23 protein-coding genes are annotated in these 20,547 nt (G+C 71.3%); 12 read left to right on the top strand and 11 right to left on the bottom strand.

What is annotated here, in order from left to right; translation table 11 throughout:
- Positions 1-525: a DUF3515 family protein gene (locus ACWDR7_RS04345; protein WP_449853708.1), complete on the bottom strand. Its 525-nt coding sequence runs from the start codon at positions 523-525 to the stop codon at positions 1-3.
- A gap of 43 nt (positions 526-568) precedes the next feature.
- Between ACWDR7_RS04345 and thiL the strand changes: the two genes are divergently transcribed.
- Together thiL and ACWDR7_RS04335 are read left to right on the top strand one after the other, a co-directional pair.
- Positions 569-1,543, top strand: a complete 975-nt coding sequence (gene thiL, locus ACWDR7_RS04340) for a thiamine-phosphate kinase (protein ID WP_449853707.1) — start codon at positions 569-571, stop codon at positions 1,541-1,543.
- Positions 1,544-1,574: 31 nt separating this feature from the next.
- The gene (locus ACWDR7_RS04335; protein WP_449853706.1) at positions 1,575-2,090 is read left to right on the top strand and encodes a YbhB/YbcL family Raf kinase inhibitor-like protein; all 516 of its coding nucleotides are present in this window, start codon (positions 1,575-1,577) and stop codon (positions 2,088-2,090) included.
- An 85-nt stretch (positions 2,091-2,175) separates the two neighbouring features.
- On the opposite strand, the gene ACWDR7_RS04330 is transcribed toward ACWDR7_RS04335, so the two are convergent.
- Both ACWDR7_RS04330 and ACWDR7_RS04325 read right to left on the bottom strand, forming a co-directional pair.
- Entirely contained in the window at positions 2,176-2,628 is a 453-nt protein-coding gene (locus ACWDR7_RS04330; RefSeq protein WP_449853705.1) for a dinucleotide-utilizing enzyme, read from the bottom strand.
- 96 nt (positions 2,629-2,724) lie between these two features.
- On the bottom strand, positions 2,725-3,795 hold the full coding sequence (locus tag ACWDR7_RS04325; protein ID WP_449853704.1) for a COX15/CtaA family protein: 1,071 nt from the start codon (positions 3,793-3,795) through the stop codon (positions 2,725-2,727).
- Between the two features lie 224 nt (positions 3,796-4,019).
- Here ACWDR7_RS04325 and sufB point away from each other — a divergent pair, with 224 nt between their 5' ends.
- The 7 genes from sufB to ACWDR7_RS04290 all read left to right on the top strand — a co-directional run bounded on the left by sufB (position 4,020) and on the right by ACWDR7_RS04290 (position 10,759).
- The gene (gene sufB, locus ACWDR7_RS04320) at positions 4,020-5,438 is read left to right on the top strand and encodes a Fe-S cluster assembly protein SufB (protein WP_449853703.1); all 1,419 of its coding nucleotides are present in this window, start codon (positions 4,020-4,022) and stop codon (positions 5,436-5,438) included.
- A 1-nt stretch (position 5,439) separates the two neighbouring features.
- Positions 5,440-6,663 carry a Fe-S cluster assembly protein SufD gene (gene sufD / locus ACWDR7_RS04315; RefSeq protein ID WP_449853702.1) on the top strand — a complete coding sequence of 408 codons (1,224 nt, stop codon included), beginning with the start codon at positions 5,440-5,442 and terminating at the stop codon, positions 6,661-6,663.
- Positions 6,660-6,986, top strand: a complete 327-nt coding sequence (locus ACWDR7_RS04310) for a non-heme iron oxygenase ferredoxin subunit (protein WP_449853701.1) — start codon at positions 6,660-6,662, stop codon at positions 6,984-6,986. Before sufD ends, ACWDR7_RS04310 begins: the two co-directional genes overlap by 4 nt.
- Positions 6,987-7,023: 37 nt before the next feature.
- Positions 7,024-7,794, top strand: coding sequence for a Fe-S cluster assembly ATPase SufC (sufC, locus tag ACWDR7_RS04305; RefSeq protein ID WP_449853700.1), 771 nt, complete (start codon positions 7,024-7,026; stop codon positions 7,792-7,794).
- A 10-nt stretch (positions 7,795-7,804) separates the two neighbouring features.
- Positions 7,805-8,134, top strand: a complete 330-nt coding sequence (locus tag ACWDR7_RS04300; RefSeq protein ID WP_261167227.1) for a metal-sulfur cluster assembly factor — start codon at positions 7,805-7,807, stop codon at positions 8,132-8,134.
- Positions 8,135-8,198: 64 nt separating this feature from the next.
- Positions 8,199-9,356: a MalY/PatB family protein gene (locus ACWDR7_RS04295; protein ID WP_449853699.1), complete on the top strand. Its 1,158-nt coding sequence runs from the start codon at positions 8,199-8,201 to the stop codon at positions 9,354-9,356.
- Positions 9,353-10,759 carry an MFS transporter gene (locus tag ACWDR7_RS04290; protein ID WP_449853698.1) on the top strand — a complete coding sequence of 469 codons (1,407 nt, stop codon included), beginning with the start codon at positions 9,353-9,355 and terminating at the stop codon, positions 10,757-10,759. The genes ACWDR7_RS04295 and ACWDR7_RS04290 overlap by 4 nt, the downstream gene beginning before the upstream one ends.
- A gap of 10 nt (positions 10,760-10,769) precedes the next feature.
- Here the strand turns inward: ACWDR7_RS04290 and ACWDR7_RS04285 are convergent, their stop codons facing one another.
- Positions 10,770-11,312, bottom strand: coding sequence for a TetR family transcriptional regulator (locus tag ACWDR7_RS04285; RefSeq protein WP_449853697.1), 543 nt, complete (start codon positions 11,310-11,312; stop codon positions 10,770-10,772).
- A 49-nt stretch (positions 11,313-11,361) separates the two neighbouring features.
- Here ACWDR7_RS04285 and ACWDR7_RS04280 point away from each other — a divergent pair, with 49 nt between their 5' ends.
- Genes ACWDR7_RS04280 through ACWDR7_RS04270 form a run of 3 tightly spaced genes read left to right on the top strand, consistent with a single transcriptional unit; the run spans position 11,362 to position 13,243 of the window.
- Entirely contained in the window at positions 11,362-11,952 is a 591-nt protein-coding gene (locus ACWDR7_RS04280) for a biotin transporter BioY (RefSeq protein WP_449853696.1), read from the top strand.
- Positions 11,949-12,653 carry an energy-coupling factor ABC transporter ATP-binding protein gene (locus ACWDR7_RS04275; protein ID WP_449853695.1) on the top strand — a complete coding sequence of 235 codons (705 nt, stop codon included), beginning with the start codon at positions 11,949-11,951 and terminating at the stop codon, positions 12,651-12,653. Before ACWDR7_RS04280 ends, ACWDR7_RS04275 begins: the two co-directional genes overlap by 4 nt.
- Positions 12,650-13,243, top strand: coding sequence for an energy-coupling factor transporter transmembrane component T family protein (locus ACWDR7_RS04270; RefSeq protein ID WP_449853694.1), 594 nt, complete (start codon positions 12,650-12,652; stop codon positions 13,241-13,243). Before ACWDR7_RS04275 ends, ACWDR7_RS04270 begins: the two co-directional genes overlap by 4 nt.
- Here the strand turns inward: ACWDR7_RS04270 and ACWDR7_RS04265 are convergent.
- The 7 genes from ACWDR7_RS04265 to ACWDR7_RS04235 all read right to left on the bottom strand — a co-directional run bounded on the left by ACWDR7_RS04265 (position 13,240) and on the right by ACWDR7_RS04235 (position 20,502).
- Positions 13,240-14,526: a hemolysin family protein gene (locus ACWDR7_RS04265; protein ID WP_449853693.1), complete on the bottom strand. Its 1,287-nt coding sequence runs from the start codon at positions 14,524-14,526 to the stop codon at positions 13,240-13,242. The two genes, ACWDR7_RS04270 and ACWDR7_RS04265, sit on opposite strands and share 4 nt — an antisense overlap.
- Positions 14,527-14,617: 91 nt before the next feature.
- The gene (locus tag ACWDR7_RS04260; protein ID WP_449853692.1) at positions 14,618-15,640 is read right to left on the bottom strand and encodes a TerC family protein; all 1,023 of its coding nucleotides are present in this window, start codon (positions 15,638-15,640) and stop codon (positions 14,618-14,620) included.
- Between the two features lie 183 nt (positions 15,641-15,823).
- Positions 15,824-16,834, bottom strand: a complete 1,011-nt coding sequence (locus ACWDR7_RS04255; RefSeq protein ID WP_449853691.1) for a glycosyltransferase family 2 protein — start codon at positions 16,832-16,834, stop codon at positions 15,824-15,826.
- Between the two features lie 37 nt (positions 16,835-16,871).
- Complete coding sequence (locus ACWDR7_RS04250; protein ID WP_449853690.1) at positions 16,872-17,552, bottom strand: ATP-binding protein; 681 nt, start codon at positions 17,550-17,552, stop codon at positions 16,872-16,874.
- Positions 17,553-17,580: 28 nt separating this feature from the next.
- Positions 17,581-19,062 (bottom strand): hypothetical protein, encoded by a 1,482-nt coding sequence (locus tag ACWDR7_RS04245; protein WP_449853689.1) that lies wholly within the window; start codon positions 19,060-19,062, stop codon positions 17,581-17,583.
- Entirely contained in the window at positions 19,059-19,406 is a 348-nt protein-coding gene (locus ACWDR7_RS04240) for a helix-turn-helix domain-containing protein (protein ID WP_449853688.1), read from the bottom strand. The genes ACWDR7_RS04245 and ACWDR7_RS04240 overlap by 4 nt, the downstream gene beginning before the upstream one ends.
- The gene (locus ACWDR7_RS04235) at positions 19,390-20,502 is read right to left on the bottom strand and encodes a tyrosine-type recombinase/integrase (protein ID WP_449853687.1); all 1,113 of its coding nucleotides are present in this window, start codon (positions 20,500-20,502) and stop codon (positions 19,390-19,392) included. Before ACWDR7_RS04235 ends, ACWDR7_RS04240 begins: the two co-directional genes overlap by 17 nt.
- Positions 20,503-20,547: the final 45 nt, after the last annotated feature.

Below are 20,547 nucleotides of genomic sequence, written 5' to 3'. Positions count from 1 at the left end.
TCAGCCGACGTACTCGGCCTCGTCCGGGGCGACGCACTCGCCCGTGCGCTCCAGCTGCGACACGGCGCCGCCGAGCGCGCTGAGCACGTCGTTGCTCGAGACGCCCTGGCCGTCCTCGTCCACCGCCGTGTCGACGTAGACCGACGCGGCGGGCGTGCGGCCGTATGTCGCCATGCGCAGGCGCGGGAAGTCCGTGTCGTCGACCACCCAGTCCACGCCGCCGACCGAGACGCACTGCAGCGTGCTCGGCGCCAGCGGCTCCAGGCCGCACGCGAAGATGACCTCCTGATCCTCGCCCCACACGGCGGTCGCCTGCGCGTCGGTCCAGACCCGCGGCAGGTCGCCGAGCGCATCGGGCAGGCGCACCGAGACCTCGGCGCAGAGCGGGTCGTTCGCGAGCGGCTCGGCGGGCAGGTGCACCGTGGTGGCGCAGCCGCCGAGGGCGAGCGCGCCCGCGAGGATCGCGGCGAGCCGCGCACTCATGGCGCCCCCGGCCCGGGCGGCGGAGGAACGGCGGCGGATCACCCCTCCAGCGTATTGCGGGGTCGCGTGTGGATACCCTGAACGGATGGATCCGACCGTGGGCGAGCTGAGCGAGCGAGAGGTGCTGCGGCGCATCGCGGCGCGCACGGGCAGGGCGTCGGCGGCGATCGTGGGCCCGGGGGACGATGCGGCGGTCGTCGCCGCGCCGTCGGGCTCCGTGGTGGCCACGACCGACACGCTCGTGCACGGCCCCGACTTCCGCCTCGCCTGGTCGAGCGGGTACGACCTCGGCTGGAAGGCCGCGGCGGTCAACCTCGCCGATGTCGCCGCGATGGGCGCCCGCCCGACGGGGCTGCTCGTCGCGCTCGCGATGCCGAGCGCGACGAGGATCTCGTTCGTCGAGGCCCTCGCCGACGGGCTGCGCGAGGCGTGCGAGGCGCTCGCCCCCGGCTGCGCGGTCGTGGGAGGCGACCTCACCGTCTCCGACACCCTGACGATCGCCGTGACGGCGCTCGGCGACCTGGAGGGTCGCCCCGCCGTGCTGCGCTCGGGCGCCCGGCCCGGCGACGTCGTCGCCGTGGCGGGCGAGCTCGGCGCCGCCGGTCGCGGCCTGGCGATCCTCTTCGACCGCTTCCGCGACGACGGCGGCGAGCCGATTCCCGTCGACCGCGCGGCGCTCCGGGAGGGGGAGCCCGCGCTGCTCGACGCGCAGCTGCGGCCCGCGCCGCCCCTCGGGCTCGGCCCGATGGCAGCGATGTCGGGCGCCACCGCGATGATGGACGTCTCGGACGGGCTCGCGCTCGACGCGACGCGGATGGCCGAGGCCTCGGGCGTGCGTCTCGACCTCGATCCGGCCGCCCTGGGCGCCGATCGGCGCGCCGCCCTGGAGGGCGGAGAGGACCACGCCCTGCTGGCGACGTTCCCCGGAGACGTCCTCCCGCCCGGGTTCCGCCCGATCGGCCGCGTCGAGGAGGGATCGGGCGTCTCGGTCGGGGGCGATCCGTACGACCGCCGCGGCGGATGGGACCCCTACGCCGACTGGGACGCGCGCACCGGCTGACGCGGCGCGGATCGCTGGCTAGGCTGGCGCCATGTTCTCCTACGATCCGTATGCAGAGCTCGCCACGCTGAGGGACTTCGCGCCCCTCACCGTCACCAGCACCGACATCGCCGAGGGGCAGCCGCTGCCGAAGGCGCAGTGGGGATCGGCCGGCGGCGGGTCCGACATCTCCCCGCAGCTGAGCTGGTCGGGGGCGCCCGAGGGCACGAAGTCGTTCGCCGTGTCGTGCTTCGATCCGGACGCGCCGACCGGCTCGGGCTTCTGGCACTGGGCCGTCTACAACCTTCCGGCCGACGTGACGTCGCTCGACACGGGCGACGACCGCCCCTCGGCGGGCATCGCGCTGCGCAACGAGTCGGGCGAGCCCGGCTTCATCGGCGCCGGCCCGCCGCCGGGAACCGGCGTGCACCGCTACTTCTTCGTCGTCGACGCGCTCGACACGGTGTTGGAGCTGCCCGAGGGGGCGACGCCCGCGATCCTCGGCTTCAACCGGCACTTCCACGCGCTCGCGCGCGGCATCCTCGTCGCCACGGCGACGAGCGACTGACCGCCACGCGCCTGCACGACGCGCGCCGACGCCCGTTCCGCCGTGCCCCTCGGGGCCGGCGGAACGGGCGTTTCGCGTCCGGGCGTCAGGCGCGGTGGGTGGGCGCCTGCTCGGCCTCCGGCTCGGGGACCGGCCGAGCCGTCGCCGGCTCGTCGGCCGTGACGGGCGCGCCGGCAGCAGGGGCCGGCTCCTCCGTCAGGCGAGCGGCGGCCGGCGCGTCGTCGATCTCCGGCTCCTCATCGGCGGGCAGCGCCTCCGCCGCCGGCACGGGACGGGCGGGCACGAGCGCCTTGGCCGCGGCGATCGCGGCGGTCAGGGCGAGGCCGATCAGGCCGGCGCCGAGCACCGGTCCGCCCACCGTGACGAGCGCCTGGCCCGCATAGACGTCGGCCGTGGTGGCGCTGCCGTCGAGCAGGGTCGTGCTCATGTTGTCGATCGTGGGGAAGCTCATCGCGAATCCGGCCGCGGTGGCGGCGAGCGATCCGATCAGCAGCACCCAGTAGGGCGCGCTGGTGATGAGTCGGGGCGTGCGGGGCATGATTCTCCTCGGGTTCGCATGCGGACTCCGCCACGATCCCCGGCGCGCCCATGCGCGGCCGATGCGTTCCCTATGCTCCCGCTGTGGATCGCCGCGTCAGGCCACGGGGCGCTTCAGCCGCAGCACCACGACCGTGAAGGCGGCGGCCGAGAGGGCCGCGAGCACCATGTGGATGCCGACGAGCAGCTCGGGCAGGCCGTTGCGGGCCTGGAAGACGCCGACGATCACCTGCACGGCGATGACGGCGAGCAGCGCGACGAGCCACGGCAGGGGGCGGAGCCGGCGCACCGCGGCGATCACGACGAGCGCGACCACGAGGGCGAGCAGGATGTAGCCGGGCCACGAGTGCACGTGCGCGAGCACGGTCGCATCGAAGCCGTCGCGGATCACGGCGGCATCGCCGGAGTGGGGCCCGTTGGCCGTGGTGAGCACGCCGAAGAGGATCGTGAGGGCGAGGACGAGCGTCGTCGCGTGGGTGAGGGCGGCGAACCACGCCGGCACGGCGCGCTCGCGCGGGCCCGGCACGTCGTGCAGTCGCACGAGGTAGGCGGCCGTGACGCACACGAGCACGAGCGACGAGACGTAGTGGAAGCCCACGATGAAGGCATTCAGCTCGGTCAGCACCGTGATGCCGCCCACGAGCGCCTGCGCCACGACGCCGGCGACGACGATCCACGCGAGGATCTGCAGGTCGCGGCGGGCGGGCAGCGAACGCACCGAGTACACGGCCGCGGCGATCACGGCCAGCAGCAGCACGGCGGTCGCCGCCCAGAACTCGCCCACGGCGAGGTAGGCGACCACCGCGGCGGCGATGCCGCCCAGCGCGAACCACACCGCCGCCAGCACGTCGCGGCGCGTGCCCACGGCGCGCAGCGTGAGCAGCAGCACGGCGATCGCGACGATGCCGACCGCGCCGGTCATCGTGCGGTTGCCGAACTCGATGAAGCCGTGGATGCCCATCTCCTGCGTCGGCACGAGCGACTCCGGCGTGCACAGCGGCCACTCCGAGCAGCCGAGGCCGGAGCCGGTCAGGCGCACGGCGCCGCCCGTGCCGATGATCGTCGTCTCGAAGAGGAACGAGAGCCAGGCGAACAGGCGCAGCCAGCCGCCGCCGACGGCGGCGGCGCGGGGCGCGGTGAGCGGGGGAGCGGCGGGTGCGGTGGCCATGCGGGTGGTGCCTCCTGATCCGCTCCGAATCCGACACGCACGGCGCCGTGGGGGAGCGAACCTGTAGAATTGAATCGCTGAAAAAACGGGCGGTTCCGCCCGTGGCGACAGCAGACAGTCTAAGGCGCGATCCGCGTCGCAACGGGGCCCCAGTACGGCACTCCACTCCGGAGCGCCGGGCCGGCTGACACCGTTTCGGGACCCATGAGGAGAGTAGAGACCGCATGTCTGATGTGCTGATCGACCGCCCCGAGCTCGAAGGTCTGGGGGTGTACGAATTCGGCTGGCACGACCCGGACGTCGCCGGCGCGAGCGCCAAGCGCGGCCTCACCGAGGCCGTCGTCCGCGACATCTCGGCCCTCAAGCAGGAGCCGGAGTGGATGCTGAAGACCCGGCTGAAGGCCCTCTCGCTGTTCGAGAAGAAGCCGATGCCCACGTGGGGCGCCGACCTCAGCGACATCGACTTCGACAACATCAAGTACTTCGTCCGCTCCACCGAGAAGCAGGCCCAGACGTGGGAGGACCTGCCCGAGGACATCAAGAACACGTACGAGAAGCTCGGCATCCCCGAGGCCGAGCGTCAGCGCCTCGTCGCCGGCGTAGCCGCGCAGTACGAGTCCGAGGTCGTCTACCACCAGATCCGCGAGGACCTGGAGGCGCAGGGCGTCATCTTCATGGACACCGACACGGCGCTGCGCGAGCACCCCGAGTTCTTCGAGGAGTACTTCGGCACCGTGATCCCGTCCGGCGACAACAAGTTCGCCGCGCTGAACACGGCCGTGTGGTCGGGCGGATCGTTCGTGTACGTGCCCAAGGGCGTGCACGTGGAGATCCCGCTGCAGGCCTACTTCCGCATCAACACCGAGAACATGGGCCAGTTCGAGCGGACCCTGATCATCGCGGACGAGGGCAGCTACGTCCACTACATCGAGGGCTGCACGGCGCCGATCTACAAGAGCGACTCGCTGCACTCGGCGGTCGTCGAGATCATCGTGAAGAAGAATGCCCGCGTGCGCTACACGACGATCCAGAACTGGTCGAACAACGTGTACAACCTCGTCACCAAGCGCGCCGTCGCCCACGAGGGCGCGACGATGGAGTGGGTCGACGGCAACATCGGCTCGAAGGTCACGATGAAGTACCCGTCGATCTTCCTGATGGGCGAGCACGCCAAGGGCGAGACGCTCTCGGTGGCCTTCGCGGGCCCCGGTCAGCACCAGGACGCCGGCGCGAAGATGATCCACATGGCGCCGTACACGCAGTCGTCGATCGTCTCGAAGTCGATCGCCCGCGGCGGCGGCCGCGCCGGCTACCGCGGCGAGGTGCGCGTGGACGAGAAGGCCCACCACTCCGCCAACACGGTGCGGTGCGACGCCCTGCTCGTCGACACGATCTCGCGCAGCGACACGTACCCCGCGATCGACATCCGCGTGGACGACGTGCAGCTGGGCCACGAGGCCACGGTCTCGAAGGTGAGCGAGGAGCAGCTGTTCTACCTCATGAGCCGCGGCATGCCCGAGGACGAGGCGATGGCGATGATCGTGCGCGGCTTCATCGAGCCGATCGCCCGCGAGCTGCCCATGGAGTACGCCCTCGAGCTGAACAAGCTCATCGAGATGGGCATGGAAGGATCGGTCGGCTGAGATGACGGCCCCCACGCAGGCGCCTGCAGAGGCGCAGAACGAGCACGCCCACCGCGACCCCGCGACGGTCATCATCCCGCCGCAGGACGAGGTGACGGTCCCCGTCCAGACGCGCTCGGAGCGCCCCCGCTCCTACGAGCCCGCCGACTTCGGCACCCCCAGCGGCCGCGAGGTCAACTGGGTGCACGCCCCGATCAAGCGGCTCTCGCCGCTGTTCGAGCGCGCGGCCGAGAACGACGGCGTGACCTACGCCTTCGATGCGGGTGAGCGCTACGACGCGGGCACGCTCGCGATCGGCGCCGCCCCGCGCGGCGAGGTGTTCGAGCCCGAGGACCTGCCCGCCGCCGTGGCGTGGCAGGGTTCGCCCGAGGCGCGGTTCATCCGCATCCCGCGCGAGGAGGAGGTCGCCGAGCCGATCGTCCTGCGCATCACGGGCCAGGGCGCCGAGCGCCGGGCCGATGCGCACCTCGTGATCGAGGCGCAGGAGCACAGCCAGGCGGTCGTCGTGCTGCGGCACGAGGGCGCGGCGCAGCTGGCCGAGAACGTCGAGATCATCGTGCGCGACGGCGCGACCCTCACGGTCGTGGCCGTGCAGCGGTGGGACGACACGGCGATCCACGCGGCGGCGCACCAGGCGCGCGTGGGCCGCGACGCCACGCTGCGTCACTTCGTCGTGAGCTTCGGCGGCGGCGTCGTGCGCGTGAACCCGAACGTCGAGCTCGCGGGCGCAGGATCGAACGGCGAGGTCTTCGGCCTGTCGTTCGCCGACTCGGGCCAGCACCTCGAGAGCCAGGTCTACCTGCACCACAAGGGCCCCGAGACGACCGGCAACGTGCTCTACAAGGGCGCGCTGCAGGGCGCGAGCGCGCGCAGCGTGTGGATCGGCGACGTGCTCATCGGCCCGGACGCCGTCGGCACCGACTCGTACGAGGCCAACCGCAACCTCGTGCTCACGAACGGCGCGCGCGCCGACTCGATCCCGAACCTCGAGATCCAGACGGGCGACATCAAGGGCGCCGGCCACGCGTCGGCCACCGGTCGCTTCGACGACGAGCAGCTGTTCTACCTGCAGGCCCGCGGCATCGACGAGGCCGAGGCACGTCGCCTCGTCGTGATCGGCTTCCTCGCCGAGATCGTGCAGAAGCTCGGCCTGCCCGAGCTGGAGGCCGAGCTCTCGGCCGCGATCGAGCAGGAGATCGCCGCCGGGGAGGGGATCGCCGCGTGAGCGCGACCCGCGTCTGCGCCAAGAGCGAGCTGGTCCAGGACCAGGCTCGCCGCGTGGAGGTGGACGGTGTGCCCATCGCGCTCGTCCTGGACGCCCAGGGCGAGGTGCACGCGATCGGCGACACCTGCACGCACGGCGACATCTCGCTGTCCGAGGGCTTCGTCGAGGGCGACTCGCTCGAGTGCTGGGCCCACGGCTCGGCGTTCTCGCTGCGCACCGGCAAGCCGCTGAACCTTCCGGCCTACGAGCCGGTGCCCGTCTACGAGGTGACGATCGAGGGCGACGACGTGCTCATCGATCCCACCGTCATCAAGTCGGCCTGAGCCAGGCCCCACGAACTCTCCACAAGAAGGAATCAACATGACTGTCCTCGAGATCAAGGACCTGCACGTCACGGTCGAGACCGACGAGGGGACCACGCCGATCCTCAACGGCGTGACCCTGACCGTGCGCTCGGGCGAGACCCACGCCATCATGGGCCCGAACGGCTCGGGCAAGTCGACGCTCGCGTCGACGATCGCCGGCCACCCCAAGTACACCGTCACGGGCGGATCGATCACGCTCGACGGCGAGGACGTGCTGGAGATGGCCGTCGACGAGCGCGCCCGCGCCGGACTGTTCCTGGCCATGCAGTACCCCGTCGAGATCCCCGGCGTGACGGTGGCGAACTTCCTGCGCACCGCCAAGACCGCCATCGACGGCGAGGCCCCCGCCATCCGCACGTGGACGAAGGAGGTCAAGGAGGGCATGTCGGCCCTGCGCATGGACCCCAAGTTCGCGCAGCGCAACGTGAACGAGGGCTTCTCGGGCGGCGAGAAGAAGCGCCACGAGATCCTGCAGCTCGAGCTGCTGAAGCCGAAGCTCGCCATCCTGGACGAGACCGACTCGGGCCTCGACGTCGACGCGCTGAAGATCGTGTCGGAGGGCGTCAACCGCGCGAAGGAGAGCACCGGCCTCGGCGTGCTCCTCATCACGCACTACACGCGCATCCTCCGCTACATCCAGCCCGACTTCGTGCACGTGATGGTCGCGGGCAAGGTCGTCGAGGAGGGCGGCCCCGAGCTCGCCGAGCGCCTGGAGGCCGAGGGCTACGCCGCCTACCTGCCTGCGGACGCGCCCGTCGAGGCGTAAGGTCGAGGCCATGACCGCGACGCTCACTCCCGAGAAGTACGACGAGGTCACCGAGGCACTCAAGGACGTCATGGACCCCGAGCTGGGGGTCAACGTCGTCGACCTGGGCCTCATCTACGACCTCGGCTGGGACGACGAGAACGACGCCCTCGTCATCCACATGACGCTCACGAGCGCGGGCTGCCCGCTCACCGACGTCCTCGAGGAGCAGACGGCGCAGGCGCTGGACGGCGTCGTCGAGCAGTTCCGGATCAACTGGGTCTGGATGCCGCCGTGGGGTCCCGAGCGGATCACCGACGACGGCCGCGACATGATGCGCGCGCTCGGCTTCTCCATCTGATCCGCCCGACGAGGGCCCCGTCCACGGACGGGGCCCTCGTCGTTCCCGGCTTAGGATGAGACGGGTGACCACGCCTCTCGACGCCCTGCCGCTGAACCTCCTGCGGGCCCGCACGAGCAGCAAGTGGATGCGCTACCCGGACGAGGTGCTGCCGCTGTTCGTCGCCGAGACGGACTTCCCCCTCGCCGACGTGATCGAGCGCGCGCTGCTCGACGCCGTGCGCCGCGGCGACACGGGCTACGCGCCGCCGGGCGACTCCCGCATCCCCATGGCCTTCGCGGGCTTCGCCGCGCGCCGCTTCGGCTGGCGGGTCGATCCCTCGCGCGTGCGCACGACATGCGACGTCATGATGGGCGTCGCCGAGCTGCTGCGCGCCGTCACGGAGCCCGGCGACCGCGTCGTCATCACGCCCCCGGTGTACCCGCCGTTCTTCGGCGTGCACGAGGAGAGCCGCACTGTCCCCGAGACGGTGCCGCTGATCCGCTCCGACTCCGGCTGGTCGCTCGATCTGGACGGGATCGAGCGCGCCTTCGCCGCCGGCGCCCGCGCGATCCTGCTGTGCAACCCGCACAACCCCACCGGCACGGTGCACGACGCCGCCACGCTCGCCGAGCTGGCGCGGATCGCGCAGCGGCACGGCGCGTGGGTGATCAGCGACGAGATCCACTCGCCGCTCACGCTGCCCGGCGCGACCTTCACGCCGTTCCTCGCGGCCGCGCCCGAGGCGGCCGAGATCGGCTTCGCGGTCACGAGCGCGAGCAAGGCGTTCAACCTCGCGGGCCTGAAGTGCGCGCTCATCGTCACGGACGCCGACGGGCCCACGCGCGTCGTGCGGCGCATCCCCGACGAGGTCGAGTGGCGCACGTCGATCCTGGGGCTCATCGCGGGCGAGGCGGCCATGACGGCGGGGGACGAGTGGCTCGACGCGCTTCTCGCGCGGCTCGACGCCAACCGGGTGCTGCTGACCGACCTGCTCGCCGAGCACGCGCCGGGGGCGCGCTACCTGCCGCCGCAGGCGGGCTTCCTGGCCTGGGTGGACTTCGCGGCGGGCGGCTGGGGCGACGACCCCGCGCTGCGCATCCTCAAGGAGGCGCGCGTCGCGCTGAACCCCGGCCCGTCGTTCGGCGAGCAGGGGCGCGGCTTCGCGCGGATCAACATCGGCACCGGGCCGGAGATCCTCACGGAGGCGCTGCGCCGCATCGGCGGGGTGCGGGCGTCGTGAGCGCGCCCCGCGACTTCTCCGGCCCCATCCCGATCCCCGCGCACCCGGCGCCGACGCGCGAGAGCATCTGGGACCCGAAGCACGTCTGGGTGACGATCGGCTCGTTCGCGCTCATCTTCCTCGCGGCCGTGCAGTCCCTTGCCGTGACCACCGTGATGCCGGCCGTGAGCGAGGCGCTGCACGGCGAGGCGCTGTACGCCGCGGCGTTCTCGGGCACCCTGGCCGCGAGCGTCATCGGCATGGTGGCCGTGGGGGCGTGGGCCGACCGCGCCGGGCCCGTCGTGCCGCTGTACGCGGCCGTGGCGCTGTTCGTGACCGGACTGATCATCGACGCCCTCGCGCCGACGATGGGCGTGCTCGTGATCGGGCGGCTCGTGCTCGGGCTGGGATCGGGCGGCCAGCTGGTCGCGCTCTACGTGGTGGTGGCGCGGATCTTCCCCGCCGCCCTGCACGGCCGCGTGTTCGCCCTCTTCTCGGCCGCGTGGATCGTGCCGGCGCTCGTGGGGCCGTTCCTCGCCGGGGCGGTGGCGCAGTACCTGCACTGGCGCTGGGTGTTCGCGGGCGTCGCGGTGCTCGCGGTGCTCGCCATGGTCATGATCGCGCCGCGGCTGCGCGGCATCGACGAGCCCGCGGGCGCGCCGGCGGCCGGATCGCGCCGGCTCATCGTGCGCCGCCTGCTGCTGGCCGTGATCGTGGCGGGCGCGGCGCTGTCGCTCGGGCTCGCGGGCGATCTGCCCAGCCCGTGGTCGTGGGTGATCGCGGCGGCCGCCCTGTTGCTCGTCGCGGTGGCCGCGGCGCCGCTGCTGCCGCGCGGCACGTTCCGCGCGGCGCCCGGACTGCCGTCGGTCATCCTGATGCGCGGCGTGCTCGCCGGCGGCTTCTTCGGCGCCGAGGTGTATGTGCCCAAGCTCTTCATCGACGCCTACGCCTGGACGCCGACCTTCGCGGGGCTCGGGCTCACGATCGCGGGCATCACGTGGGCGCTCGGGGCGGAGCTGTCGGCCCGTCACGCCGACCGCGTCGGCAACACGCGCCTCGTGCTCACGGGCGTGACGATCCTCGCGGGCTCGGTCGCGCTCGTGCTCGTCGCGGCCGTGGCGGGCTGGCCCGGCATCGTGCCCGCGCTCGCGTGGGGCGCCGCGGGCCTCGGCATGGGACTCGTGTACGCGCGGCTGTCGGTGCTCATGCTGGCGTACTCGAGCGCCGCGAGCCAGGGGTTCAACTCGTCGGCCCTGCAGATCGCGGATGCCGTGGGCTCCTCGGCCGTCATCGCCGTGATGGGCCTCGTCTTCCTCTCGCTCGGCCCCGCCACGGGCTTCTCGGCCGTGTTCGCGCTGGCGGCGCTCATCATGCTGCTCACGCTCGTGCCCGGCCTGCGGCTCGGGCACGCGCGCGAGCTCTGACGGGCCCCGCTCAGGAGCGCAGGCCCGCGAGGATCGCGGCGACGCCGGCGTCGAAGTCGGCGGCGGTCTCGTCCGCGACGGCCGTGGGGTCGGCCTCGACGGCGCCGAACTCGGCGGCCTGGATGCGCTGCTGCACGAGCGAGGCGTGCCCGAGGACGAACGGCAGCAGCACGCGGGCGGCGCGATCGGGATCGGCGGACCTGTCGCGCCCGAACGCGGCGCGCAGCGTGTCGTGCGCCGCGAGCGCGCCGAGCGACAGCGCCGCCGAGCTCAGCACGACCTCGGCCCCGTCGCGGTGGGCCAGCAGCGCCGAGCGCAGCGCCCGCGCCGTGCCGACGACATCCGCAGCGGGGGAGGCCTCCGCCACGATCCGGTCGGCGAGCGAGGCCAGCAGCGCCTGCTTGCTCTCGACGTGCCAGTACAGCGCGCTCGGCTGCACGCCCAGCTCGGAGGCGAGGCGGCGCATCGTGAGGTCGGGCAGGCCGTAGGCGTCGAGCAGCCGCAGGGCGACGTCGACGATGCCCTCCCGGTCGTGCCGCACGCGATCGCGCATGCCTCGACTATAGTGAACGCTGTTCAGTGAACGGTGTTCAGGAGGCGGAATGGCAGGGCAGTCCTGGGAGGCGCGCGACCTCGCGCGGGTCGCGGTATTCGCGGCGCTCATCGTGGTGCTGGGGCTGATGGGGCTGATCCCCGTGCCCGGCCTGCCCGTACCGGTGACCGCGCAGACGCTCGGCGTCATGCTGGCCGGCACCGTGCTGGGCGGACGCCGCGCCGGAGCCGCCGTGCTCATCGTCTTCGTGCTCGTCGCCATCGGCCTGCCCGTGCTCGCGGGCGGACGCGGCGGCCTCGGCGTGTTCGTCGGCCCGACCGTCGGCTTCCTCCTCGGGTGGCTGCCCGGTGCGATGGTGGCGGGCTGGATCGCGCATTCCGGCCGGCTGACGTGGTGGCGGGTGCTGCTGGGCGCGCTCGTGGGCGGCATGGTCGTCGTATACGCCGTCGGCATCCCGCTGCTCGCCCTCGTCGGCGGGCTCACGCTGCCGCAGGCGGCGCTGGCGAACGTGGCGTTCCTGCCGGGCGATGCCGTCAAGGTCGCCCTCGCCACGATCCTCACGCTGCTGCTGTACCGCGCGTACCCGCCGGCGTTCCCCGCGTCGGTCCGCGCCCGGCGCGCGGCGCGGGCGCGCGCGTGACGGCACCCGGCATCGAGGTGCGCGGGCTCGGCGTCGCCATCGACGGGGCCCGCATCCTCCGCGACGTCACGGTGTCGCTGCCGCAGCGCCGGATCGCCGTGATCGGGGCGAACGGATCGGGCAAGTCGACCTTCGCGCGCACGCTCAACGGCCTCGTCGCCCCGAGCGAGGGGACCGTGCGCGTGGCCGGCATCGACGTGGCCCGCGAGCCGCGGCGCGCGCGCGAGGCGGTGGGGTTCCTCTTCACGAATCCCGACGCGCAGCTGCTCATGCCCACGCCGATCGAGGACCTCTCCCTCTCTCTGCGCGCGGCGGGGGCGAGCCGGCGCGAGGTCGCCGCCGAGGCCATGGCGGCGCTCGAGCGCTTCGGCCTGGCCGAGCGGGCCGATCAGCCGTCGTACAGCCTCTCGGGCGGGCAGAAGCAGCTGCTCGCGCTGGCGGCCGTGCTCGTGCGCCGGCCCCGCGTGGTGGTGGCGGACGAGCCGACGACCCTGCTCGACCTCGGCAACGCCCGCCGCATGGCGCGGCTGCTGCTCGAGGGCGACGAGCGCGGCCCGGTGGCGGATCAGGTGGTCATCGTCACGCACGACCTCGAGCTGGCCGCGCGCTGCGACGTCGCGCTGCGCTTCGCGGGCGGGCGGCTCGCCGAGACGGGGGAGCCCGAGGGCGTGATCGACCGGTACCGCGCGGAGTTCCCGTGATCGCGCTCTACCGGCCGGGGCGCAGCCCGCTGCACCGCGCGCCGGCCGGGGCGAAGCTGCTCGGGCTCGCCGCGCTCGCCCTGGCCGTGTCGCTCATCCCTCACACGGTCTGGACGGCGGCCGGAACGCTCGTCGGGGTGCTGCTGCTGTTCCTGCTCGGCGGCATGGGGCCGGGGGAGTTCGGGCGCCAGTTGTGGCGGGCGAAGTGGATCGTCCTCCTCCTCGCGATCTCGCAGGCGGTGTTCCTGGGGCCGGAGGCGGCGCTCATCGGCACGACCCGCGTCGTGGCGATCGTGCTGCTCGCCGCGCTGGTGACGCTCACGACGCCCATGGGCGAGCTGCTCGAGGCGCTGCAGACCGCCCTCGGCCCGCTGCGGCGCGTGGGCGTGGACCCGTGGCGCGTGGCGTTCACCGTCTCGCTCGCGATCGCCGCCGTGCCGGTCGTCGCCGGCTTCGCCGCCCAGGTGCGCGAGGCGCAGCGCGCCCGCGGCGTGCGGCTGGGGCCGCGGGCCGTGGTCACGCTGCTCGTCCTCGCGCTGCGGCACGGCGACGACGTCGCCGACGCCCTCACGGCCCGCGGCCTGGCCTAGGCCGTCTCCACCTCCGCGGCGGCATGCGGCGTGACACGCAGCCACGCGATGCGGCGGCGGTCGGTGGCGGTGACCTGGATGGTCGCGCCGGGCACGTCGATGGTGTCGCCGACGGCGGCCAGCCGTCCCAGCCGCTCGGTCACGAAGCCCGCGATCGTGTCGGACGCGCCGCGCGGCAGCTCGAGGCCCGTGAGCTCCTCGAAGTCCTGCAGGTTGAGGCGGCCGTCGATCATCCCGCTTGCCGTGGTGGCGACGCCGTCCGTGTCGTACTCGTCGAAGATCTCGCCCACGACCTCCTCCACGAGGTCCTCGAGCGTCACGATCCCGTCGGTGCCGCCGTACTCGTCGACGACGACCGCGATCTGGTGGTTCTCGGCCCGCATCTGCGTGAGGGTGGGCAGCACCCGTGCCGTCGACGGGAAGTACGGGATCGCGCGGATCGCCGACGCGAGCGCGCGGGACGGATCGTCCGCTGCCGCCTCGAAGAGGTCGCGCACGTGCACGAAGCCGACGATGTCGTCGATGGAGGTGTCCGACACCGGGTAGCGCGAGAACGGCAGCTCGCGCACCCGCTCCACCGCCGCCGACACCGTGTCGGTGGCATCGAGCGCGACGACCTCCGGGCGCGGCCGCATGACCTCGCTGATCTGCCGGCCGCGCAGCGAGAGCACGTCGTCGAGGATGCGCCGCTCGTCCTCCGGCAGGCCCTGATGGGTGGAGACGATGTCGCGGATCTCCTCCTCGCTCAGCTCGCCGGCGGTCTTGTGCGGGTCGCCGCCGAGCAGCCGCACGAGCGCGTTCGTGCACACCGACAGCAGCCAGATGACGGGGCGCATGATCGTCGCGAAGCCGTCGAGCACCGGCGCGACGGCGTACGAGAACGCGGTGTTGCGCTGGATGGCGAGCCGCTTGGGCACGAGCTCGCCGAGCACGAGGGAGAGGAACGCGATGACGAGCGTCAGCAGCACCGTCGCGACCGTGAAGGCCAGTGGCTCCGCCACGCCGAGGGCCTCGAGCAGCGGCGCGACGGACGGGGCGATCGATGTGGCGCCGTAGGCCGAGGACGCGAAGCCCGCGACGGTCACGCCGATCTGCACGGCGGACAGGAAGGTGTTGGGGTTGCGGGCGAGGGCGGCGACCTTCTGGCCGCGGCGGCCGCGGGCCGCGATGGCGTTGATCTGGCTCTCGCGCAGGGTCACGAGGGCCATCTCGGTGGCGGCGAAGACGCCGCCGATGAGGACGAAGAGCAGGACGAGGGCGATGTTCCAGAGCAGGGCGTCCATCAGCGGCCCCCTCGCTGCGGGACGGCGGCGCCCGGTGCGAGCCGGGCGCCGGGACTATGAGGGTCGGACGGATCGGACGTGCGAGCGGTGCTCACGAGCTCTCCTTCTGAGCGTCGGTGACGGGACGCGCGGTTGCGTCGTCCTCGCGCCGGCGATCGGCGCGGGTCTTGATGAGGCTGGCGACGGTGGCCACGGCGATGGTCGCGCCGATGAACAGCAGCGAGAACCAGATCGGGATCTCGGGCGCCCAGGCCACGCCCTCGCCGCCGTTGATGAACGGCAGCTCGTTCACGTGCAGCGCGTGCAACAGCAGCTTCACGCCGATGAACGCGAGGATCACGGCGAGGCCCTGCGCGAGGTAGACGAGGCGCTCCAGCAGGCCGCCGATGAGGAAGAACAGCTGGCGCAGGCCCATGAGGGCGAACGCGTTCGCGGTGAAGACGATGTACGCCTCCTCCGTGAGCCCGTAGATCGCCGGGATGGAGTCGACCGCGAAGACGAGGTCGATGAAGCCGATCGCGACGATCGTCAGCAGCATGGGCGTGACCCAGCGGCGGCCGTCCTTGCGGACGGTGAGGCGATCGCCGTGGTACTCGTCCGTGACGGGCAGCACGCGGCGCACGAGGCGCATGAACGCGCCGTCGGCGGGATTGTCGTCGTGCCCGCCGCGGGCCTGCCGGTACGCGAGCACGAGCAGCAGCGCGCCGAAGACGTAGAAGATCCACGAGAGGTTGGCGATGAGCGCGGCGCCGACGGCGATGAAGATGCCGCGCAGGATGAGCGCGATGACGATGCCGATCATCAGCACCTTCTGCTGATAGATGCGCGGCACGGCGAAGCCGGTCATCACGATGAGGAACACGAAGAGGTTGTCGACCGACAGGGCCTTCTCGGTGAGGTAGCCGGCGAAGTACTCGCCGCCGTACGTCCATCCCGAGACGAGGCCGATGCCCACGCCGAACAGCAGGGCGAGGCCGATGTAGAAGGCCGACCAGCGGGCGGCCTCGCCGACCGAGGGCGCGTGCGGCTTGCGCACGTGCGCGAAGAACTCGTAGACGAAGAAGGCGATCGTGACGAGGATCGTGATGCCCCACACGACAGGGGTGATGTTCAAGAAAGGCTCCAGGACTTGGCGTGGACGAATCGACGTCAAGGTCTTCCCCATTCCCGTGACGGGAACCGGTGGCCCGGAGTGCGATGCACCCGTAGTGACGAGCCGACCGTGTCGGAGTACTCCCCTTGCACTCTCGATCCTACGGGATCGAGATGGATGCGGGCTGTCAGCCCGGGCGGCGGCCTAGCTGAAGCCGACCACGCGGCGTGCGACGCGGTAGGTCAGCAGCGTGACGCGCCGCCCCACGGGCCCGGGCAGGTTGGCGCTCGTGCCCATCACGCCGTGGCGCAGGCGGGTGTAGATCCACGGGCTCTCGTGCTTGATCTCGCGCCACAGGGCGCGCCGCTGCGCGAGGTGCTCGGGCGTGCCCGCGCGCACGAGCAGGGCCGAGGTGATGCCGCACAGCACCTCGACGTGGTGCAGCACGTAGCCGTACAGCCCCTGCGGCACGGTCGAAGGATGGGGGAGGGCCGCGAGCACGAGGCGCGTCACCCGCAGCTGCTGGTCGACGCGGCGCACCATGACGGCGTCGTTGACCGACTGGTCCGCGCGCCCGATGAAGTAGCGGTACAGGTCGACGTCGAGGTAGTACAGCCGGCGGGTGTGCACGAGCGGCTGCACGACGTAGAGGTTGTCGACGTAGAAGGTGTGCTCGGGCAGCGCCAGCCCGGACTCCCGCAGCAGCGCCGTGCGATACGTGAGGGCGTGCATCATGAGGTACTGGCGGCGCCCGAAGACGCCCACCTCGTCCCAGCCGAACACGCGCCGGCGCGGCATGACGTCCTCGTACCGGATGTGCCGGCGGCTTCGTCCCAGCCGCTCGTGCACGTAGTTCGTCACGACCGCATCGACGCCGCCGGTGGCCTCGAGTCGCTCGAGCGTCGCCACGAGCAGGCGCAGGGCGGGCACATCCAGCCAGTCGTCGGCGTCGAGGACCTTCAGGTACGCGCCTCGCGCGGCGGCGACGCCCGCGCCGATCGCGCCGCCGTGCCCGCGGTTGCGCTGATGGATGACGCGGAAGGTGTCGGGGTGCTCGAACGCGTAGCGGTCGGCGAGCGCGCCGGTGTCGTCGTGCGATCCGTCGTCGACGACGATGACCTCGATGCGCTGCACGCCGATGAGGGGGTCGAGTGCGCGGGCGAGATACGCGGCGGCGTCGTACGCGGGCACGACGATCGTCAGCAGGGGATGCACGTATAGATCGTCGTCGAAGACGGGCGTTGGCACCAATTCAGCTCGCATTCGTGGGATCGAGACGTGGGGAGGGGAGGAGGATCCGCAGCGAGAACCAGCGCTCGTCGGCGGAGATCGACACCGTGCCGCCGTAGCGCTCGACCGTCTGCTCGATGCTGCGCAGGCCGTAGCCGTGATCGGAGCGGCGGCCCTTGCGCGAGACGATGCGGCCGTCGGCGCGGTGCAGGACGCCGTCGAAGGTGTTCTCGACGCGCAGCATGACGAAGTCGTCCTGCGCGAACAGAGCGACGCGCACCGCGCGGCGGTCGGGATCGTCCACGCGCCGCGTGTTCTCGATGGCGTTGTCGAGCGCGTTGCCCATGACGGCGACGATGTCGAGGTCGCTCATCCCCTCGAGCAGGGCGCCGTCGGCCACGCACGTGATCTCGACGCCGTCCTCGCGGGCCGCGGTCGCCTTCGCGTGCAGCACGGCGTCGAGCACGGCGCTGCCGGTGTGGAAGAGCGCGCCGTCGTCGGCGAACGAGCGCTCCAGCTCGTCCACGAGACGCGAGCGCGCGCCCGGATCGGACTCGGCCCGCAGCGCCTGGATCGCGTGCTTCATGTCGTGGTGCTTGCGCGCGGTCTCGTCGATCGCGCGCTTGGTGGCGCGGTACTGCTCGTGCTGGCTGCGCAGCAGCGACTGCATCGCCTGCGTCTGCGCGCGCGAGCGCAGCTCCATGCGCCACTCCTGCTACTGGTAATCAGCATTATTCGTTCGGGTCGAATTCGCTCTCATGCCTTCTCAGCTCGGGGTATGCTCCCCAGCCGGCACCGGTGTTCGCCGAGTGGCGTATCGCTGTGTTGACGGCGACTCCGGTGATGTCCGCGACGATGCTCGCCGGGAGTACCTGTACGAGGTGATCGAGTCTGGCGCGTTTGATGTCTCGAGCGTGGAGTCCGTGCTTTTGCAGGTTGAATCGGACGCTGGCCTCACTCAGGTGCTGCCCCGGCATCACACCTTCGAAGAGCCAGCCGGACGACACCCCGACGTATGGTCGCCGGTCGCGTGTCACCTCGAGGTGCTCCGCGAGGAGATCGGCGATCGGAGGCGGCAGAAAGAGCGGGGTCGTCCCGAACTGAACCTTGACGTGTTCTCCGGTGACCAGGACGTCTTCGCGTCTCAGCCGCACGGAGTTTCTGATCGGCTGGGCGAACACCAGAAGAAACAGGCCGATGATCCGGCTCGACATCGGGGTGGATTCGTCCTGAAGGAGGACATCGACTTTCTCCCAGAGGGCTTCCTCATCCATATTGGCTGGCGAGACGGTGGACTGCGATCGGGGCACGTCGATGTGCCTGGTGATCCTGTGTCGGGCTGCCCAGTTGAGGAATCTCCCGATGGTGAGGTTGGGATCGTGGTGCGCGAGGTAGCGGTCGACCGCTACTTGCTCGAGCGTGGGGAGGTCGAGGTCGTTCTCGTCGAGCCAGCGGAGGAAGGTTGCGATCTTGCGGAGTTCTGAGCTGTGGACGTTGGCCATTCCGACGCTGATTGGCCGGTCGAGTGCCCGCCTGCGCAGTTTCCGCAACGTTTCCCAGTTGAAGAACCTGGTGACGATGATGGCCTGTTCGGCGGGCAGGGTGTCGATGAATGCCCTGCTCCGGAGCTCGAGGTCGTTGAGTCGGACGTCGATGTCGGGCAGGGTGCCGGCAGCGATCAGCATTCGCCGGAAGTACCGGACGCGGGTTGACTGCGGGAGCTCGTTGAGTGTGTCGTGGCTGACTGGCTTCTCGCCGTGGGCCATTGCTCGGAGTGTGCGGTCGATGGGTTCGCGGCGGAGCCACCGGACCGCCGAGCGCGGGTCGCGGGCGCTGAGCAAATGCTCGCGGAGCGGGGCAAGCGCCGGGTGCACACGGCCATTCGAATCTGCAAGGACGTCGCCCAGACGGTCCTCGAGGCGGCAGCGTCCGCAGTGTGAGCCGGTCAGGTGCTCCTCACTCCCGCACCTGGCGCATCCGAACCGAGACGGTACGCCCGCGCATGCCGCGCACACGATCTGGCCGTCGTGTGATCGGAAGGCCAGGACCTTCATCTGGTCGCATGCCGGGCAGGGTGCGGCGTTTCGGCGCAGGCGGGAGTAGCAGGCGTTGCAGATGCGCTTCTCGAGGATGTCGTACCGGGCCTCGACGTCGCGGTCGCAGGAGTCGCATCGGTGCTTCCATCCGTGGCCTATGCCCGTGCTCTCGCTCACTCCGTGGGACGATGCAGTTTTGCGGGGATCGGGCGGAGGGTGCCGATGGCAGGTCCGTTGCTGCGGGGTTCGCCGACGGCACGAGGTGCGCGTGCTGCAGCGACAGGGGTCACCTCGATGAGGTCGTTGGGTGTGCAGTCGAGGATGCGGCAGAGCGCGGCGAGGACCTCGACGTTGAGCCTTTCGGGGGTCTTCGTCACGAGTCGATAGATCTGCTCGCGGGACAGGTGGACACCCTGTTCCCGGAGCGGGTCGATGAGGTCGGTGGTGTGGAACATCCCCGCGACGGCCATGACCTGCCGCAGCTGCCAGGTGATCGGGCTGTGGTCAGCGGTTGTCGGCATCGTTTCCTCCGTAGATTCGGGAGAGGGCTCGGGTCACCATTCGGGTCTTGTAGTCGTCGCCGAGCGAGGTGTAGATCGCGGTGGTGGATGCATAGGCGTGGCCGACCTGGTCCTGGACGAATTTCTCCGAGTAGCCCCACTCGATCAGGTTGGTGACGTAGGTATGGCGCAGCGCGTGCACGCTGAGCTCCGAGGGGAGCCCCAGTTGGTCACGGAGGGCTGCGAATCTCATGTCGATGTAGCGGAGGCTGACCCGGCTGCCGCGTTCGGTCGGCCAGAGCATGTCGGCTTCGTCCGTGAAACGGGGTCGTGCGTGATCCACCCACTGTGCGAGGCCTGCGGTCACCCATCCCAGCTCGGGCACGGTCAGCACCGAACGTCGGCGTGGCCCGGAGCCACGCGACCCCTTGCCCCAGCGGACCTCAACGGCACCGAACCGACCGAACCGAGGAGCCGCGCCATTGGGGCGCATATCTGCGACGTCGAGACCGACCGCCTCGGCGCGACGAAGACCGTAGGCGTAGATCGTCTTGAAGATCTGCGCATCCCGCAGTGCAGCCAGTGCGCCCTTCCGCCCTTGGTCGAGAATTGACTCAACCCGGGCGTCTGCAGCGCTGAAGAACTGCTCAAGCTCGTCATAGGTGAGTGCCCGGCGCTGCGCCCGCCCTTCGTAGTCGACGAGATGCGCCGTGGTGTTCCACTCATGACAGATCTGCTGAGGCGCCTGGCCGAAGCGGCGCTCGCACTCGGTCGCCCACTCGTAGCGCCCGTCGCAGAGGTACTCGCAGAAGAGCCGGATGATCATCTGAAACGCACGGATGGTCGACCGTGCCGCAGGACGAGCACCGGACTTCGCGTGCGTCGTGTAGTCCTCGACGTCACCGACTGACCACTCCCACGGGTATCGCCCCGTGAAGGCCTCGAAGCGGCGGATCGTGAGAATTCTGCCTTGGATCGTCGAAGCCACAAGGCCTCGGCTGGACTGTTGATCGCTCCATCCCGCGAGCATGGCGTCATAGACGAATTGCTTCTCGTCCAGCGGACGCACGTTCCCGAGCAACCGAAGAGCGGTCGCGCCGCCATGTCCAGAACTCACCTCGTAAGTATTGCACTAGATGCATCATTGATGCATCTGCGGTGA

The organism is Microbacterium sp. NPDC003461 (genome assembly GCF_053588335.1).
The sequence above is the reverse complement of the archived record's forward strand: the minus strand, read 5'-3'. Positions and strand labels throughout refer to the sequence as shown.

Coding starts and splice junctions, on each gene's coding strand:
- ACWDR7_RS04240 (WP_449853688.1), bottom strand. CDS start 19,406: ATGCCGACAACCGCTGACCACAGCCCGATCACCTGGCAGCTGCGGCAG.
- thiL (WP_449853707.1), top strand. CDS start 569: ATGGATCCGACCGTGGGCGAGCTGAGCGAGCGAGAGGTGCTGCGGCGC.
- sufD (WP_449853702.1), top strand. CDS start 5,440: ATGACGGCCCCCACGCAGGCGCCTGCAGAGGCGCAGAACGAGCACGCC.
- ACWDR7_RS04280 (WP_449853696.1), top strand. CDS start 11,362: ATGGCAGGGCAGTCCTGGGAGGCGCGCGACCTCGCGCGGGTCGCGGTA.
- ACWDR7_RS04335 (WP_449853706.1), top strand. CDS start 1,575: ATGTTCTCCTACGATCCGTATGCAGAGCTCGCCACGCTGAGGGACTTC.
- ACWDR7_RS04265 (WP_449853693.1), bottom strand. CDS start 14,526: ATGGACGCCCTGCTCTGGAACATCGCCCTCGTCCTGCTCTTCGTCCTC.
- ACWDR7_RS04285 (WP_449853697.1), bottom strand. CDS start 11,312: ATGCGCGATCGCGTGCGGCACGACCGGGAGGGCATCGTCGACGTCGCC.
- sufB (WP_449853703.1), top strand. CDS start 4,020: ATGTCTGATGTGCTGATCGACCGCCCCGAGCTCGAAGGTCTGGGGGTG.
- ACWDR7_RS04325 (WP_449853704.1), bottom strand. CDS start 3,795: ATGGCCACCGCACCCGCCGCTCCCCCGCTCACCGCGCCCCGCGCCGCC.
- ACWDR7_RS04330 (WP_449853705.1), bottom strand. CDS start 2,628: ATGCCCCGCACGCCCCGACTCATCACCAGCGCGCCCTACTGGGTGCTG.
- ACWDR7_RS04250 (WP_449853690.1), bottom strand. CDS start 17,552: ATGGAGCTGCGCTCGCGCGCGCAGACGCAGGCGATGCAGTCGCTGCTG.
- ACWDR7_RS04300 (WP_261167227.1), top strand. CDS start 7,805: ATGACCGCGACGCTCACTCCCGAGAAGTACGACGAGGTCACCGAGGCA.
- sufC (WP_449853700.1), top strand. CDS start 7,024: ATGACTGTCCTCGAGATCAAGGACCTGCACGTCACGGTCGAGACCGAC.